Origin of the sequence: Mycobacterium sp. (assembly GCF_035274705.1) — a bacterium.
GTDB lineage: Bacteria > Actinomycetota > Actinomycetes > Mycobacteriales > Mycobacteriaceae > Mycobacterium.
The window spans coordinates 13,208-30,015 of sequence record NZ_DATENY010000065.1 but is presented as its reverse complement, the minus strand read 5'-3'; the positions used below and the strand labels follow the sequence as shown (position 1 = coordinate 30,015).

At 66.0% G+C, this 16,808-nt stretch carries 16 protein-coding genes and 1 pseudogene; 10 read left to right on the top strand and 7 right to left on the bottom strand.

Annotated features, from left to right (window positions below):
- Window positions 1-26: 26 nt before the first annotated feature.
- Window positions 27-248: a hypothetical protein gene (locus VJV41_RS15245; protein ID WP_325335092.1), complete on the bottom strand. Its 222-nt coding sequence runs from the start codon at window positions 246-248 to the stop codon at window positions 27-29.
- A gap of 184 nt (window positions 249-432) precedes the next feature.
- Between VJV41_RS15245 and VJV41_RS15240 the strand changes: the two genes are divergently transcribed.
- Window positions 433-1,074 (top strand): response regulator transcription factor, encoded by a 642-nt coding sequence (locus tag VJV41_RS15240; protein ID WP_325335090.1) that lies wholly within the window; start codon window positions 433-435, stop codon window positions 1,072-1,074.
- A gap of 1 nt (window position 1,075) precedes the next feature.
- Window positions 1,076-2,284: a sensor histidine kinase gene (locus tag VJV41_RS15235; protein WP_325335088.1), complete on the top strand. Its 1,209-nt coding sequence runs from the start codon at window positions 1,076-1,078 to the stop codon at window positions 2,282-2,284.
- A gap of 50 nt (window positions 2,285-2,334) precedes the next feature.
- Here the strand turns inward: VJV41_RS15235 and VJV41_RS15230 are convergent, their stop codons facing one another.
- From VJV41_RS15230 to VJV41_RS15220, 3 genes are read right to left on the bottom strand one after another with little or no spacing between them, the layout of a single operon-like run.
- The gene (locus VJV41_RS15230) at window positions 2,335-3,474 is read right to left on the bottom strand and encodes an acyl-CoA dehydrogenase family protein (protein WP_325335086.1); all 1,140 of its coding nucleotides are present in this window, start codon (window positions 3,472-3,474) and stop codon (window positions 2,335-2,337) included.
- Between the two features lie 6 nt (window positions 3,475-3,480).
- A complete protein-coding gene (pntB, locus tag VJV41_RS15225) occupies window positions 3,481-4,923 on the bottom strand; it encodes a Re/Si-specific NAD(P)(+) transhydrogenase subunit beta (RefSeq protein WP_325335085.1) in 1,443 nt (480 codons plus the stop codon).
- A 3-nt stretch (window positions 4,924-4,926) separates the two neighbouring features.
- Window positions 4,927-6,456 carry a Re/Si-specific NAD(P)(+) transhydrogenase subunit alpha gene (locus VJV41_RS15220; RefSeq protein WP_325335083.1) on the bottom strand — a complete coding sequence of 510 codons (1,530 nt, stop codon included), beginning with the start codon at window positions 6,454-6,456 and terminating at the stop codon, window positions 4,927-4,929.
- Window positions 6,457-6,730: 274 nt separating this feature from the next.
- Between VJV41_RS15220 and VJV41_RS15215 the strand changes: the two genes are divergently transcribed.
- The 3 genes from VJV41_RS15215 to VJV41_RS15205 are packed head-to-tail and all read left to right on the top strand — an operon-like array spanning window position 6,731 to window position 9,379.
- Window positions 6,731-7,594 (top strand): ABC transporter permease, encoded by an 864-nt coding sequence (locus tag VJV41_RS15215; RefSeq protein ID WP_325335081.1) that lies wholly within the window; start codon window positions 6,731-6,733, stop codon window positions 7,592-7,594.
- On the top strand, window positions 7,591-8,616 hold the full coding sequence (locus tag VJV41_RS15210) for a glycine betaine ABC transporter substrate-binding protein (protein WP_325335079.1): 1,026 nt from the start codon (window positions 7,591-7,593) through the stop codon (window positions 8,614-8,616). The genes VJV41_RS15215 and VJV41_RS15210 overlap by 4 nt, the downstream gene beginning before the upstream one ends.
- Window positions 8,600-9,379: an ABC transporter ATP-binding protein gene (locus VJV41_RS15205; protein ID WP_325335077.1), complete on the top strand. Its 780-nt coding sequence runs from the start codon at window positions 8,600-8,602 to the stop codon at window positions 9,377-9,379. The genes VJV41_RS15210 and VJV41_RS15205 overlap by 17 nt, the downstream gene beginning before the upstream one ends.
- Window positions 9,380-9,382: 3 nt before the next feature.
- On the opposite strand, the pseudogene VJV41_RS15200 reads toward VJV41_RS15205, so the two are convergent.
- Window positions 9,383-9,490, bottom strand: a pseudogene (locus VJV41_RS15200) (CAP domain-containing protein); the annotation flags it as partial.
- A gap of 143 nt (window positions 9,491-9,633) precedes the next feature.
- On the opposite strand from VJV41_RS15200, the gene VJV41_RS15195 reads away from it, so the two are divergent.
- Both VJV41_RS15195 and VJV41_RS15190 read left to right on the top strand, forming a co-directional pair.
- A complete protein-coding gene (locus tag VJV41_RS15195; protein WP_325335075.1) occupies window positions 9,634-10,290 on the top strand; it encodes a TetR/AcrR family transcriptional regulator in 657 nt (218 codons plus the stop codon).
- 102 nt (window positions 10,291-10,392) lie between these two features.
- A complete protein-coding gene (locus tag VJV41_RS15190; RefSeq protein ID WP_325335073.1) occupies window positions 10,393-12,159 on the top strand; it encodes an acyl-CoA dehydrogenase in 1,767 nt (588 codons plus the stop codon).
- A 138-nt stretch (window positions 12,160-12,297) separates the two neighbouring features.
- On the opposite strand, the gene VJV41_RS15185 is transcribed toward VJV41_RS15190, so the two are convergent.
- Window positions 12,298-13,404, bottom strand: coding sequence for an alcohol dehydrogenase catalytic domain-containing protein (locus tag VJV41_RS15185; protein ID WP_325335071.1), 1,107 nt, complete (start codon window positions 13,402-13,404; stop codon window positions 12,298-12,300).
- A gap of 35 nt (window positions 13,405-13,439) precedes the next feature.
- Between VJV41_RS15185 and VJV41_RS15180 the strand changes: the two genes are divergently transcribed.
- Together VJV41_RS15180 and VJV41_RS15175 are read left to right on the top strand one after the other, a co-directional pair.
- Entirely contained in the window at window positions 13,440-13,901 is a 462-nt protein-coding gene (locus VJV41_RS15180) for a thioesterase family protein (RefSeq protein ID WP_325335069.1), read from the top strand.
- Window positions 13,876-14,316 (top strand): SRPBCC family protein, encoded by a 441-nt coding sequence (locus tag VJV41_RS15175; protein ID WP_325335067.1) that lies wholly within the window; start codon window positions 13,876-13,878, stop codon window positions 14,314-14,316. The genes VJV41_RS15180 and VJV41_RS15175 overlap by 26 nt, the downstream gene beginning before the upstream one ends.
- A gap of 27 nt (window positions 14,317-14,343) precedes the next feature.
- On the opposite strand, the gene VJV41_RS15170 is transcribed toward VJV41_RS15175, so the two are convergent.
- Window positions 14,344-15,036, bottom strand: coding sequence for a GntR family transcriptional regulator (locus tag VJV41_RS15170; RefSeq protein WP_325335065.1), 693 nt, complete (start codon window positions 15,034-15,036; stop codon window positions 14,344-14,346).
- A 121-nt stretch (window positions 15,037-15,157) separates the two neighbouring features.
- On the opposite strand from VJV41_RS15170, the gene fadD5 reads away from it, so the two are divergent.
- Complete coding sequence (fadD5, locus tag VJV41_RS15165) at window positions 15,158-16,801, top strand: fatty-acid--CoA ligase FadD5 (RefSeq protein ID WP_325335063.1); 1,644 nt, start codon at window positions 15,158-15,160, stop codon at window positions 16,799-16,801.
- Window positions 16,802-16,808 lie beyond the last annotated feature (7 nt).

Genomic DNA, 16,808 nt, shown 5'->3' with positions numbered 1-16,808 from the left:
TCGGGGGGACCTCAATGTCTGGGGTGTCAGCGGGTGTAGCCGGGCTCGAAGTCGGCGAGGTGGTGCATACCGTGGTGCCAGTGCCAGCCCGACTGCGCGTCGGGCGCCGGGTGGGCCTTGACGCCCGGCGTGGCCACGATGCTCGGCGACCGCACGTCGGTGGTAGCCGCGCTGGCCGCGCCGGCCAGGCCGAGGGCGGCGCCGATGATGCCGGCCGAGAGGACCAGCAGGATGAGGTAGCGAGCCATAGGGCACATGTGAGTTCTCCTGTCTGCGTTGACTTTTGGTGTCTTGTGCCGGTCTGTTCCGGCGTTGGCTCAAGAGTGCTGCAGCCGGGCGCTTTGTATGTCGGGCGACCGGAGGGTGTACCGGATGAACCGTCTGTCCACCAATTGGGGGAAACCGCGCGCCCGCTGTGCGAGGCTTGGCGTTATGACCAGCGAAAAGGTTCGTGTGGTGGTCGGCGACGACCATCCGCTGTTTCGCGACGGGGTAGTCCGCGCGCTCACGTCGAGCGGCTCCATCGAGGTGGTTGCCGAAGCCGACGACGGCCGGACCGCGCTCGAGGCGATCAGGATCCACGAGCCGCAGGTGGCGCTGCTCGACTACCGGATGCCCGGCCTGGACGGGGCCGAGGTCGCAGCCGCCGTCAAACGCGACGAGCTGCCGACCCGTGTGCTGCTGGTTTCGGCGCACGACGAGTCGGCGATCGTGTACCGGGCGCTGCAGGAAGGCGCGGCGGGATTCCTGCCGAAGGAGTCGTCTCGAAGCGAATTGGTCAACGCCGTGCTGGATTGCGCGAAGGGCCGCGACGTCGTGGCACCCAGCCTCGCGGCCGGACTGGCCGGTGAGATCCGCAAGCGCGCCGAACCCGAGGGGCCGGCGCTGTCTCCGCGCGAGCGCGAGGTGCTCAAGCTGATCGCATCAGGCAGCAGCATTCCCGCGATGGCCAAGGAACTCTTCCTGGCACCGTCGACGGTAAAAACCCATGTGCAACGCCTTTACGAGAAACTCGGCGTCAACGATCGTGGCGCCGCGGTCGCCGAGGCGATGCGGCGCAAGCTTCTGGATTAGCGTGGATCGCACCTTTCAGCGGATCGCCGACTATTTCGTGGCCGAACCCGTACGGGTCTCGGCGATCCTGCGGCTGCCCCTCATCGGGTTGATCGCGGTCCTGGTGTGGATCTGGGAGGTCGATCACTGGTTGCCCGGGTTGTACGCGGTGATCCTCGGGGCGTACGCGGCGGCGGCGGTGTTGTGGCTCCTTGCGGTATTTCGCGGCCCGGTGCCGCGGTGGGCGGATTGGGCCTCGACGGGCGTCGACCTGCTGGTGATCATCACCCTTTGCCTGGTATCCGGCGGTGCGACAGCGGCGCTGCTGCCGGTGTTCTTCTTGCTCCCGATATCCGTCGCATTCCAGGATCGGCCCGCGTTGACGGCGATCATCGGAACCGTAACGGCGCTCGGCTATCTCGCGGTCTGGATCTTCTACTCCAAGCGCGACGACAAGGTCGGCCTGCCCAATATGGTCTACACCCACTTCGGGTTCCTGTTGTGGCTGGCGGTCGCCATGACCGCGCTGTGCCTTGTGCTGGCACGGCGATCGATGCGCGTGAAGGCGTTACAGGAGATGCGGCGCCAACTCGTCTCGGAGGCCATGGCCTCCGACGAGCGTCGTAACCGCGAAGTCGCCGAACATCTGCACGATGGTCCGTTGCAGACACTGCTGGCCGCGCGGCTGGAACTGGATGAAGTGCGTGAGCGCCATCCCGACCCGGCGCTCGACATGGTGCACGCGGCATTGCAGGAGACCGCGAAGGGACTGCGCCTGACCGTGACGGAGCTGCATCCGCAAGTGCTCGCTCAGCTCGGTCTGACCGAGGCGGTGCGAGAGCTGGTGCGCCAGTTCGAGAGTCGCTACGACGTCGCCGTCGAGGCCAATCTGGACGATGTCGGCAAGCCGCAGTCACAGTCGCTGCTGTACCGGGCCGCGCGCGAGCTACTGGCCAATATCGGCAAGCACGCCGAGGCGACGACGGTGCGAATCAGCTTGTCGTGCAAGGGCGATCGCATCATCCTCACCATCGCCGACGACGGAATGGGTTTCGATCCGGATATCGTGGGCCAGTACGTCGCCGACGGGCACATCGGCTTGGGATCGCTGCTGGCGCGGTTCGATTCGATGGGCGGTGCGATGGATATCAATTCGCAGGCCGGTTACGGTACTCAAGTGACGATGACGTCGCCGCCGGAGCCCGTCCCTTCTCCGCGCGAACAGACGTAAAACTGCCCTAAAGCGCCGAGAAAAGGGCACCTTTACGTCTGCTCGCGCTGTTAGGTGACCAGCCCCCGCGAAATGACCAGCCGCTGAATCTGATTGGTGCCCTCGAAGATCTGGGTGATCTTGGCTTCCCGCATGTATCGCTCGACGCGGTAGTCGCGGGTGTAGCCGACGCCGCCGAACACCTGTACCGCGTCGGTGGTGACCTTCATCGCGGCGTCGGTGGCAACCAGCTTCGCCACGCTGGCCTGCTGTGAGTACGGCATGCCCAGATCGCGTCGACGGGCGGCGTCCAGATACGTGGCCCGCGCGCTCGCCACCGCGGCGGCCATATCGGCCAACACGAAACCTAGGCCCTGATGGTCAATGATCTTGCGGCCGAACGTCGTTCGCTCGTTCGCGTACTTCACGGCCTCATCCAGCGCCGCCTGCGCCAACCCGACCGCGACCGCGGCGATACCCAGCCGGCCCGAATCCAGGGCCGAGAATGCGATCTGCAGGCCCTGGCCTTCCGCGCCGATCAACCGGTCGGCGTCGAGAAGGGCGTTGTCGTAGAACGCCGCTGTCGTCGGGACCGCGTGCAGGCCCATCTTCTCTTCTGGCTTGCCGAAACTCAGCCCGGCCAGATCGCCGGGCACGAGGAAACACGAAATGCCACGCGAGCCTTCACCGGTGCGCGCGAACAACGTGTAGAAATCCGCGCGCCCGCCGTGGGTGATCCACGACTTGGCGCCGTTGAGCAGATACCCATCGGCCGTCGGCGTTGCCTTGCACTGCAGCGCCGCCGCATCCGAACCGGCCTGCGGCTCGGACAGGCTGTACGCGCCGATCTGCTCGCCCGACAACATGTCTGGCAGCCAGCGGCCCTTCTGCTCGTCGGTGCCGAACGCCAGCAGCGGATGCGACGACAGGCTGTGCACGCTGACCGCCACAGCGACCGCCGCCCATCGCGCCGCGATCTCCTCGAGCACCTGTAGATAGACCTCGAAGGGCTGCCCGCCGCCGCCCCATTCCTCCGGCTGCGGCAGGCTCAGCAGCCCGGCCGCACCCAGCTGCGCGAAGACACCCTCCGGATAGGTCTCGGCCTTCTCGTGCGCGTCGACGATCGGGTCGAGCACCTTGTCGGCGATATCGCGGGTGAGCGCGATCAGGTCGACGGCATCGTCAGAGGGCAGCAGCCGGTCGACGGGCACTGGCGTTTAGACCTTTTCGGGGACGGACAGCGCCGAGTTGATCGCGTCGACCCGGTCTTTGGCGTCGCCGAACAGCATCTGGGTGTTCTGCCGGAAGAACAGCGGGTTCTGCACGCCCGCGTAACCCGAGGCCATGGACCGCTTGAACACGATGACGTTGTTGGCGTTCCATACCGTGAGCACCGGCATGCCGGCGATCGGGCTGCCAGGGTCCTCTGCGGCCGCCGGGTTGACGGTGTCGTTGGCGCCGATGACCAGCACGACGTCGGTGTCGTCGAAGTCGTCGTTGATCTCGTCCATCTCGATCACGATGTCGTAGGGCACCTTGGCCTCGGCCAGCAGCACGTTCATGTGGCCGGGCAGGCGGCCCGCGACGGGGTGGATGCCGAACCGGACGTTGACGCCGCGGGCGCGCAGCTTGCGGGTGAGGTCGGCGACGCCGTACTGGGCTTGGGCCACAGCCATGCCGTAGCCCGGCGTGATGATCACCGAACTCGCCGATTCGAGCAGCTCGGCGGCACCCTCAGCGGTGATCTCGCGGTGCTCGCCATAATCGACATCGGAACCGGCCCCAGTGCTTTCCATCCCAAAACCACCAGCTATCACCGAGATGAACGACCGGTTCATGGCCCTGCACATGATGTAGGACAGGTATGCACCCGAGGAGCCGACGAGCGCGCCGGTGACGATGAGCAGGTCGTTGGAAAGCAGGAAGCCCGACGCCGCCGCGGCCCAACCCGAGTAGCTGTTGAGCATCGACACCACGACCGGCATATCGCCGCCGCCGATCGAGGCGACCAGGTGCCAGCCGAGCAGCAGCGCCAGCACGGTGACCACCGCAAGCAGCCACAGGTGCGGGTCGATCACGAACCAGATGGTGAGCGCGGCGAAGACGACGAGCGCGCCGACGTTGAGGAAGTTCTTGCCGGGCAGCATCATCGGCGTGGACTTGATGCGGGCCGAGAGCTTCAGGTTGGCGACGATCGAACCGGTGAACGTCACGGCGCCGATGAAGACCCCGATGACGACCTCGGCCGAGTGGATGCCGAGCATGCCCTCGTGGTGCAGCAGCGCGGCCTCGGATCCGGCGAGATCACGTTCGACGTGCAGGTAGCCGTTCCAGCCGACCAGCACGGCGGCAAGGCCGACGAACGAGTGCAGCAGCGCGATCAGCTCGGGCATGCCGGTCATCTCGACCACCTTGGCGCGCCACAGCCCGATGGCCGCACCGATGGCCATGGCGCCGACCAACAGTGCCGCACCCAGTGGCTCGATGTGCCGTGCCAGTGCCAGCGCGATGGTCGCGATCAGGGCGACGGCCATGCCGGCTATGCCGAAAGTGTTACCCGCCCTGGACGTTTCATGCTTGGACAGTCCGGCAAGCGCCAGGATGAACAGCAGGGCCGCGACGACGTACGCCGCGGTTGCGGTGGTCTCTATGGTGAACATGGTCTAGCTCCTCGAGAACATCGCCAGCATGCGGCGGGTGACGGCGAAGCCGCCGAAGACGTTGATGCTGGCGAGCAGGATCGCCAGGGTCGCCACCGCGGTGATGGCGACGTTGCCGTGCCCGATCTGCAGCAGCGCACCGACGACGATGATCCCGGAGATTGCGTTGGTCACCGACATCAGCGGGGTGTGCAGCGCATGGTGCACGTTGCCGATCACGTAGTAGCCGATCACGATGGCCAACGCGAACACGGTCAGGTGCACCTGCAGCGTGGCAGGCGAGAGCGCGATCAGCGCGAAGAGCACCGCCGCAGCGGCGAAGGTCAACCCCAGCCGGCGCGCAATCGTCATCGGTTGCTTGGCCGGCTTGGCCTCGACCGGAGCCGCGGCGGCAACCGGTGCCGCCGACACCTGCACAGGCGGCGGCGGCCACGTGACCTCGCCGTCGCGGACCACCGTCACCGAGCGCTGAACCACATCCTCGAAGTCGAGGATGAGCTTCCCGTCTTTCTCGGGGGTCAGCAGTTTGAGCAGGTTGACCAGGTTGGTGCCGTACAGCTGTGACGCTGTGGCGGGCAGCCGGCCCGCCAGATCGGTGTAGCCGATGATCGTCACGCCGTTGTCGGTGACGATCGCCTGGTCCTTGACGGTGCCCTCGACGTTGCCGCCGTTGGCCGCAGCCATGTCGACGATGACGCTGCCGGACTTCATCGAGGCCACCATGTCAGCGGTGATGATGCGCGGTGCCGGCTTACCGGGGATCAGCGCGGTGGTGATGATGATGTCGACGTCCTTGGACTGCTCGGCGTAGAGCTGCGCCTCACGGGCTTTGTAGTCGTCGTCCATCTCCTTGGCGTAGCCGGTGGCTGATACTTCAGCCTCCGCTGACTCGATCGAAAGATATTCCCCACCAAGAGATTTGACCTGATCTCCGACCTCGGGCCGGGGATCGGTGGCACGCACGATGGCGCCAAGGCTGCCTGCCGCACCGATAGCCGCCAGCCCGGCCACGCCGGCGCCGACGACGAGCACCTTGGCCGGCGGAACCTTGCCCGCCGCGGTCACCTGTCCGGTGAAGAACCGGCCGAACTTGGTGGCGGCCTCGATGACGGCGCGGTAGCCCGCGATGTTCGCCATCGACGACAGCACGTCCAGTGACTGGGCCCGGGAGATACGCGGAACAGCGTCCATGGCGAGCACCGTGATCGGCCGGGTGGCCAGCTGCCCGACGAGCTCCGGCTTGAGCGCGGGGGAAATCAGGCTGATCAGGGTGGCGCCGTCGCGCAGGGCGGCGATCTCCGCGTTGTCCGGCGCGTTCACCTTGAGCACCACGTCGGCCGTCCAGACCTGCTCGGCGGACCCAATATCGGCACCGGCCTCAGTGAACGCCACATCGGAGAAGCTTGAGGCGGCGCCCGCGCCGGCCTCGACCACCACCTCGTACCCCAGCTTGATGAGTTGGCCAACCGTCTGCGGCGTCGCGGCTACGCGCGTTTCGCCAGGCAGCGACTCTCTCGGGATCCCGATGATCATCGATTTCGATCCGATCTAGGTTTCTGTCACGGTCCGGTCGGGGCGCGAGAAGGCCCTCCCGACACAGCTCGTCGTGGGACGGGTGGAATACGTCAGTCTAGGAGTCGGGCCAAATTATCCGCGCGCCGTGTGGTCCACGTGGCGGGAATGCGGTGCTCCAGCGAGGTCAGTCCCCGAGGTCGCCGGGAAGCTCAATCGCTCTGACGCTGAGGGCAATAAACTCGCGCTGAGCGCAGACCTTCACCGAACGGTCTCATCCCGGTACCAATACCGGGTGTCCGTATTCGTCGATATCGCACCCGACGAGTCGCTCGTTGACTCGCCGACGGCCGTTGTGCCATCAGGCAAATGGCTCGGCCGGCTGACGAGAGCCGCGCTTCCGCTGCTCTCGCTCGTCGTGTTCTTCGTCGTGTGGCAGCTCGTTGCGGCAAGTGGCATCTGGAATCAGACGTTCGTGCCGTATCCCAGCACGGTCTGGCGTGCCTTCCTCGACGTCTCGACCACACACGACGGCACCCGCGGCTACGCCGGTTACCTGCTGGCCGAGCACCTCTATATGACGCTGCGCCGGGTGTTCGCCGGCGTCGTGATCGGCGTCGCGCTCGGCGTCCTGCTTGGCCTCGTCATGGGATCGATCAGCTGGGTGCGCAGCGTGCTCGAGCCCTGGCTGACGTTCCTGCGCGCGCTACCGCCGCTGGCCTACTTCTTCCTGCTCGTGATCTGGCTGGGCATCGACGAGGCGCCCAAGATCACGCTCCTCGCGCTCGCCGCCCTGCCGCCCGCCGCGGTCGCCACCACCGCCGCTGTGCTGGCCGCGCCCGTCGGGCTCACCGAAGCGGCCCGCGCACTGGGCGCTTCCCGTAGCGAAGTCATCCGCGACGTCGTCGTCCCGTCCGCGCTGCCGGAAACGTTCACCGGCATCCGGCTCGCCGTCGGTATGGCGTACTCGTCGGTGGTCGCCGCCGAGTTGTTCAACGGGTTGCCCGGCATCGGCGGCCTGGTCAAAGACGCCAGCAACTACAACAACACCCCCGTCGTGCTGGTCGGCATCTTCGCGATCGGAATCTCGGGCCTGGTCATTGACGGTCTGCTTCGCGCCATCGAACGGCGCGCTGTCCCCTGGAGAGGAAACGTATGAGACTCAAGACTCTGATCGCGACGCTTGCCGCGACGCTGGCGTTGGCGGGCTGCTCCGTCGACCGGTCAGGCGACCAAGCCGACAAGCCGACGATTCGCATTGGCTACCAAAGCTTTCCGTCCGGCGACCTGATCGTGAAGAACAACAAGTGGCTCGAAGAGGCGCTGCCGAACTACAACATCAAGTGGACGAAGTTCGACTCCGGCGCCGACGTCAACACCGCGTTCATCGCCAAGGAACTCGACTTCGGTGCGCTCGGCTCGAGCCCCGCCGCGCGCGGTCTCTCGGCGCCGCTGAACATCCCCTACAAGGTCGCATTCGTGCTCGACGTCGCAGGTGACAACGAGGCGCTGGTGGCCCGTAACGGCAGCGGCATCAACACGATCGCCGATCTGAAGGGCAAGCGGATCGGCACGCCGTTCGCGTCCACCGCGCACTACAGCCTGCTCGCCGCGCTATCGCAGAACGGCTTGTCCGCCAAGGACGTTCAACTCGTGGACCTACAGCCGCAGGCCATCCTGGCGGCGTTCGACCGCGGCGACATCGACGCGGGCTACTCCTGGCTGCCCACGCTCGATCAGCTGCGCAAGAACGGTAAGGACCTGATCACCAGCCGCCAGCTCGCCAAGAACGGCAGGCCGACGCTGGACCTCGGCGCTGTATCCGACGAATTCGCCAACGCACACCCAGACGTCGTCGACATCTGGCGTCAGCAGGAAGCCCGCGCGCTCAAGCTCATTCACGATGATCCCGCCGCCGCGGCCAAGGCCGTCGCCGCCGAGATCGGGCTGAGCCCCGACGACGTGGCGGGTCAGCTCAAGCAGGGCGTTTACCTGACACCGGACGAGGTCGCTTCACCGGAATGGCTTGGCGCCGAGGGTAAACCAGGCAACATCGCGGTCAACCTGCAGAGCGCGTCGCAATTCCTCGCCGACCAGAAGCAGATTCCGTCGGCGGCCTCACTGCAGACGTTCCAGAACGCGATTTACACCAAGGGCCTGCCCAGTGTCATCACACAGTGACGGCACCATCCGGGTAAGCAACGTCAAGCACCGCTACGGCCGCGGCCGCAGCGAGGTCACCGCGGTCGGGCCGGTCGACCTGACCGTCGACCCGGGATCGTTTCTGGTCCTGGTCGGCGCGTCGGGCTGTGGCAAGAGCACGCTGCTGCGGCTGCTCGCCGGCTTCGAGTCACCCAGCGAGGGCTCGGTCGCGGTGTCCGGTTCGGCTCCGACGCCCGGCGTGACCGCGGGTGTGGTGTTCCAGCAGCCTCGGCTGTTCCCGTGGCGCACCGTCGGCGGCAATGTCGACCTGGCTCTCAAGTACGCGAAGGTGCCGCGGGAGCGACGGGCGCGGCGACGCGATCAGCTGTTGGCCCGCGTCGGCCTCGAGGGCACGGCTGACCGCAAGATCTGGGAGATCAGCGGCGGCCAACAACAGCGCGTCGCGATCGCGCGGGCGTTGGCGGCCGAGACACCGCTGTTCCTGCTCGACGAACCGTTCGCGGCGCTTGATGCGCTCACTCGTGAGCGGCTGCAGGAAGATGTCCGTCAGGTCACGGCCGAGTCCGGCCGCACGACGGTGTTCGTCACGCACAGCGCCGACGAAGCGGCGTTTCTCGGCTCGCGGATAGTGGTGCTGACGCAGCGGCCAGGACAGGTGGCGCTGGATCTGCCGGTGGACCTGCCCCGCACCGGCGTGAACCCCGACGAACTGCGTCGCTCGCCCGAATACGCCGAACTGCGCGCCGAAGTCGGGCGCGCAGTGAAGGCAGCTGCCGCTTAGCGGTTAGACCGGCGGATAGGCCGGCGGTGGGTACACGCCGCGAAGGATCCACGCGAACCAGTTGGCGCCGTACTCGATCTCGTCGCTCGCGTCATAATCCGGGTTCGGATCCATGTGCTCACCCTCTCGCGTAACCGCTGGTTCTCGGTGAAGTCTAGACCCGCCGCCACGGCCGCGACAGCCCGAACATTTAAACTGTCCAACCAGTTGATTGATCCTCGGGCAGCGCCCGGGCCTGCATATAGTGAGTCGCCATGTCCGAAACCGGTACGACCAACGGGATGTCCCGACGTGAGGAGCTGTTGGCGGTCGCCACCAAGCTGTTCGCCGCACGGGGCTACCACGGCACCCGGATGGACGACGTGGCCGACGCCGTCGGACTCAACAAAGCCACGGTGTACCACTACTACGCCAGCAAGTCGCTGATCCTCTACGACATCTACAAGGGCGCCGCGGACTTCACCGTCGACGCGCTGCACGACGATCCGACGGCGTCGGCGCGCGAGACCATCTACCACTTCACCCGACGGCTGCTCGTCGGCATCGCGGGCAACATCGAGCGCGCGGCCGTGTATTTCCAAGAGGGCCCCTACATCACCGAGTGGTTCACCGAGGACCAGGTGGCCTATATCCGCGAGAAGGAAACCCAGGTCTACGAGCACGTGCGCGACGTCATCGACCGCGGGATCGCCAGCGGCGAGTTCTACGACTGCGACTCGCACGTGCTGGCTCTGGGGTACATCGGCATGACGCTCGGCTCATACCGCTGGCTGCGGCCACACGGCCGGCGCACCGCTCAGGAGATCGCCGTCGAGTTCAGCACCGCGCTGCTGCGCGGTTTGATTCGCGACGAGGCGGTGCGGGTGGAGTCACCACTTGGCGTGGACGCCCGTCAACTACCGACGGGCTGACGCCCGACGCCGCGAAACTGCTGAGGGATCGTCGAATCGGCGATTTTCGCGATCTCCCTGGGCCCACGCGAGGCCGGGGGCAGTCTGGGCGAAGATGGAAATGTGAAGTCCACGCTGTTGTCGAGGCGCGACATCGACTTCCTGCTGTACGAATGGCTGCGGGTCGACGAGCTGACCAAACTGGAACGGTTCGCCGACCACTCCCGCGAGACGTTCGACGGCGTCCTGGACCTGTCCGAACAGCTGGCGATTCGGTACTTCGCACCGCACAACAAGAAGAGCGATGCGAACGAGCCCAGCTTCGACGGGGACAAGGTCACCGTCATCGACGAGGTCAAGGAGGCTCTCGACGCGTTCGCCCAGGCCGACCTGATCGGCATGGGAATGGACCACGACCTCGGGGGCGCGCAGCTGCCCGCGACCGTCGCGCAGGCCGCCTTCGGGTGGTTTTCCGCCGCGAACATCAGCACGACGGGCTACCTGATGCTGACCATCGCCAACGCCAACCTGCTGGCCAAGTTCGGCAGCCCCGACCAGATCGACACGTTCTTGCGGCCGATGCTGGCCGGGCGATTCACCGGCACGATGGCCCTGTCCGAAACCCAGGCGGGCTCGTCGCTCGCCGATATCACCACGCGCGCCGATCCGCAGGACGACGGCTCCTACCGGCTGTTCGGATCGAAGATGTGGATCTCGGGCGCCGAGCACGAACTCACCGAGAACATCGTCAACCTGGTGCTGGCGAAGATCCCCGGCGGGCCGCCCGGGACAAAGGGCATCTCGCTGTTCATCGTGCCCAAGTACCTAGTCAACGCCGACAGCTCCGTGGGTGAACGCAACGACGTGGTGCTCGCCGGACTCAACCACAAGATGGGCCAGCGCGGCATCACCAATACGGTGCTGAACTTCGGCGAAGGCAAGTTCCGACCTGGCGGAAAGCCCGGTGCCCTCGGGTATCTGGTCGGCGAGCCGCATCGCGGTATCACCTACATGTTCCACATGATGAACGAGGCGCGCCTCGGCGTCGGGATGGGCGCGGTGTCGCTGGGCTACACCGGCTACCTCAAGTCATTGCAATATGCCCGCGAACGGCCGCAAGGCCGGCCGGTGACCGCGAAGGATCCGTCGACGCCGCAGATCCCGATCATCGAGCATCCGGACATCAAGCGAATGCTGTTGGCGCAGAAGGCCTATGTCGAGGGCGGCATGGCGTTGGCGCTGTACTGCGCCAAACTCGTCGATCTCGGTGACAGCGGCGACTTACTCGACATCCTCACGCCGGTGGCCAAGAGCTGGCCGTCGCAGTGGTGCCTGGAGGCCAACAATCTCGCCATCCAGGTTCACGGTGGCTACGGCTACACCCGCGAATACGACGTCGAACAGCACTACCGCGACAACCGGCTCAACCCCATCCACGAGGGCACTCACGGCATTCAGAGCCTGGACCTGTTGGGCCGCAAGGTGACTCAGCGTGGCGGTGCCAGCCTGGCTGCTCTCGGCAACGCGGTGGCGGAGACGATCAGCTCTGCCAACGCGGCCGGTGGCGAGCCGAAGGAGCTTGCCGCGCAGCTGGACGCGTCGTGGCAGCGTCTTGTCGGTGTCACCGCGACGATGTTCGGCTCCGGCGACATCGAGGCCGCGATGGCCAACAGTGTCATCTACTTAGAAACATTCGGCCACATCGTCGTGGCGTGGATCTGGCTGGACCAACTGCTGGCTGCCCATGGGCATACCGGCGACTTCTACGACGGCAAGCGTCAGGCCGCGCGGTATTTCTTCCGCTACGAGCTGCCCAAGACGGCATCGCAACTGGATCTGCTGGAAAGCCTGGACCGCACGACCCTAGAGATGCGCGACGGCTGGTTCTAATACGGAAAAGGTATCGGCCGATGCCATATCCGACTTGGACAGGTATCGCGGACGCTCCTTAGTTTGTCGGGCGCGAACTCCGGTCGCTCGTCGTTTCGGGGTTGCGTCGCGCCGACATTGCGACGTCCGGCGCCGTGTCTAGTCGAAGCTGATGAGTTGCCGGACGGCCTTACCGTCGGCCAATTGATCCATGCCGGCGTTGATGTCGTCGAGCGGGATCGTCGCGGAGACGAGCGACTCCACAGGCAGTCGGCCCGCCCGCCACAGCTCAATCAAGTGCGGGATGTCATGCGACGGCACGGAAGAGCCTAGATAGCTGCCGATCAGTGATCGGCCCTCGGCCACGAAACCCAAGGGCGACACGCTGATTCGTGCGTCCGGCGGGGGTAGGCCGACGGTGACGGTCCGGCCCCCCGGCGCCGTCAGGTCGATCGCGGTCTCCAGGGCCAGCGGATGCCCGACTGCCTCGATGACCACGGCAGCCTTCAGGCCGCGCTCGCGCGCCTCGTCAGGTGTGTACGTCTCATGGGCGCCCATTGCTCGGGCCCGGTCCAGCTTGTCGGGAAGGCGATCGACACCGATGACGCGAACATCGTTGTGCGCCAGCGCTGTCAGGATCGCAGCCATGCCCACGCCGCCCAGGCCGACAACGACAACAGTCTGACCAGACTGCGGTTGCCCCGCGTTGACTACGGCGCCGCCGCCGGTGAGAACCGCGCAGCCGAGCAGCGACGCGACGACCGGCGGCACGTCGGCGGGCACGGGCACGACGGAGGTGCGGTCGACGACGGCGTAGCTGGCGAACCCGGAGACGCCGAGGTGGTGCTGGATCGGTTGTCCGTCGCGGGAGAGCCGTCTGCTGCCGCCCATCAGCGTGCCGGCGGCGTTGGCGGCGCTGCCAGGTTCGCACGGTGTGAGCCCGTTGGTGGCACACGCCGCGCAGTGGCCGCATCGCGGCAGGAACGTCATCACCACGCGTTGCCCGACAGGCAGGTCCGATACGGCTGGTCCGGCGTGTTCGACGACTCCGGCGGCCTCGTGGCCGAGCAGCATCGGCACGGGACGGACTCGATTTCCGTCGACCACTGACAGATCGGAATGGCACAGGCCCGCGGCCTCGATACGGACCAGTAGTTCGGTGTCGCCAGGAGGGGCCAGGTCGAGTTCGCCGACCGTGAGCGGTTTCGACTCGGCATAGGGCCTCTTGCGGCCGATCTCTTCGAGCACGGCGCCGCGAATTCTCATGGATACCAGCCTGCCGTCACTGGGAGACTGCTGCCATGGGCATCGCCGAGAAATCACTGACCAGCCGAGACTTTCCGGTGCACTGGCCGGTGCTGACCCGGTGGACGGACAACGACATGTTCGGTCACCTCAACAATGCGGTGTACTACGAACTCTTCGACACTGCGATCAACGCGTGGATCAACACCAATTGCGGAATAGACCCCCTCGCCGTGCCGTGGCAGGGCGTGGTCGCGGAGTCCGGCTGCCGATACTTTTCCGAACTGAAGTTTCCCGATCCGCTCGTCGTCGGGCTTGCGGTGACCCGCCTGGGGAACAGCAGCGTCACATATCGCTTGGCGCTTTTCCAGGCCGATCGTCCGCTCGCGGCAGTGGGCCACTGGGTGCATGTCTATATCGACCGAACCACCCGACGGCCGGTGCCCATGCCGGAGGGGATTCGGTCGCTGCTCGACTCGATATGCTCGCCCAATGCCGCTCGTCAGCAAGACCGTTGAGGTTGAAGCCCCTGCCCATTCGATCATGGCTATCGTCGCCGACTTCGAGTCCTATCCGCTGTGGAACGAGGAGATCAAGGGCTGCTGGGTGCTGGCCCGTTATGCCGATGGAAGGCCCAGCCAGCTGCGTCTCGACGTCGTGGTCCAGGGCCAGGCGGGCACCTTCATCACCGCGGTTTACTACCCGGGCGACAACCAGATCTACACCGTGTTGCAGCAGGGCGACCACCTCGAGAAGCAGGAGCAGAAGTTCTCGGTGGTGCCGATCGGTGCGACGTCGCTGCTGACCGTCGACCTCGACGTCGAGACGAAACTGCCGATTCCGAAGCAGATGGTGAAGAAGGCGATCGGCGATACGCTCGACTATCTGGCCGACAACCTCAAGGCCCGCGCCGAACAGTTGGCGGCTTCATAGTCTTAGATTGGTCGCCGTCGGCGGTGCTTAGCTCCAGAGCCCGATTTCGTCCAGCCGCGCGATCAACCGCGCAGCCCCGTCGGTGAACTGTCCGCTGGTCAGTCGCACCACGGTGTCGACGTCGTGCCGGCGCAGCGCCGAGATCAGCTCACGGTGGCTGGCCACGGTGTTGACGCCCCAGCCCTGGTCGCCGGCGTAGATGTGCGGCGGCAGGTAGCGCGCCACGTGCAGCAGGAACCACGCCAGCTTGATCCGGCCGGTCGACCGGTTGAACGCCCGGTGGAACGCGAACTCCGCCGCGGCGATCTCCTCCGGGTCGCCGTGATCAACGGCGGCGGCCAGCCCATCGTTGAGCCGTTCCAATTCCTCTATCTCTGTATCGGTGATCCGCTCTGCCGCCGTCGCGGCGAGCTCCTTGGCGATGGTGGCTTGCAGCCAGAAGATGTCCTCGATGTCTCCGCGCGTCAGCGGCACCACAACATGTCCCCGATGCGGCTCGAGTTGCACCATGCCCTCGCCCCGCAGCGTCCGCAGCGCCTCGCGCACCGGGGTGATGCTCACCCCCAACGCGGCGGCCGTCTCGTCGAGGCGGATGAACGTGCCAGGGCGCAGCGCGCCGGCCATGATGTCGGCCCGCAAACGGGCCGCGACCTCGTCAGACAGCTGCTCGCGACGCACTGGACCCCGCGGCCGGAGCCTGGCTCTGGCGGGTGCATTCATTGCGTTCTCCGGTCCATCTGGCGGGGGGTTGTCCCCGAGCCGCCGAGGCCATAGTGTGACCGGGGCAACACCATGTTTGATCAAATATCAACAACGTGCAACCCACGCAGATGGAGCCGGATTGTTGACAGAGCCGTACTCCACCGAGCAGCCGTATCTCGCGCGCCGGCAGAACTGGACCAACCAGCTCGCACGGCACGCTCTGATGCAGCCCGGCGCCACGGCGATGCGGTTCCTCGGCCACACCACCACCTGGGGTGAACTCGACGACCGGGTAACAAGGCTGGCCGGTGCGCTGGCTCGTCGCGGTGTGGCGTTCGGCGACCGCGTGCTGATCCTGATGCTCAACCGCACCGAGTTCATCGAATCGTCCTTGGCGGCCAACAGGCTCGGTGCCATCGCGGTGCCGGTCAACTTCCGCATGACCCCGCCCGAGATCGCGTTCCTGGTCAGCGACTGCCAGGCCCGCTTGGTGATCACCGAACCCGTGCTCGCCAAGGTCGCCACCGCGGTCCGCGACATCGATCCGACGCTGGCCACGGTCGTCGTCGCCGGCGGCACCACCGACGACGACGTCATCGGCTACGACGACCTGCTCGCCGAGGCCGGGGAACACCCTGAACCGGTTGATATCCCCAACGACTCGCCTGCGCTGATCATGTACACGTCCGGCACCACCGGTCGGCCGAAGGGCGCTGTACTCACCCACCTCAACCTCGCCGGGCAGGGTATGACCAACCTGTTCACCGTCGGCGCCGACATCAACAACGACGTCGGCTTCGTCGGTGTCCCGCTGTTCCACATCGCCGGCATCGGCAACATGATCAGCGGGCTGATGCTCGGCCTGCCGACCGTGCTCTACCCCCTCGGTGCGTTCGACCCCGGCGCGCTGCTCGACGTGCTCGAAGCCGAGAAGGTGACGTCGATCTTCCTCGTCCCCGCCCAGTGGCAGGCCGTCTGCGCGGCGCAGAAGGCCAAACCCCGCCAGCTGCGGCTGCGGGTGCTGTCATGGGGCGCCGCGCCCGCATCGGACACGTTGCTGCACGACATGTTCGAGACCTTCCCCGGAACCCAGATCTTCGCCGCGTTCGGGCAGACCGAGATGTCGCCGGTGACGTGTATGTTGTTGGCGCAGGACGCAATTCGTAAGCTCGGCTCGGTCGGCAAGGTGATACCGACAGTCGCGGCGCGTGTCGTCGACGAAAATATGAACGACGTTCCCGTCGGCCACGTCGGCGAGATCGTGTACCGGGCGCCGACGCTGATGGCCGGCTACTGGAACAACCCGAAGGCCACCGCTGAGGCGTTTGCAGGCGGCTGGTTCCACTCCGGCGACCTGGTCCGCCAGGACGAGGAGGGCTACGTCTGGGTAGTCGACCGCAAGAAGGACATGATCATCTCCGGCGGCGAGAACATCTATTGCGCCGAGGTCGAGAATGTCCTGGCTGGTCACCCGGCGATCGCGGAAGTCGCGGTGATCGGGCGGCCGGACGAGAGGTGGGGCGAGGTGCCGGTCGCCGTAGCGGCGTTAGCCGCTGTCACGCATTCAGATCTTGAACTCGCCGATCTCGACGAATTCCTCACCGGACGGCTGGCGCGCTACAAGCATCCGAAGGCTTTGGAGATCGTCGACGCACTGCCCCGCAACCCCGCTGGCAAAGTTCTGAAAACGGAACTGCGGGCTCAATTCGGCGTCGCAAGAACGATTGACGCTCGCGAAAGTTCCACTCCGCCAACGTTTTCTGCTGCGGCACAAGACATTTAACGGACGG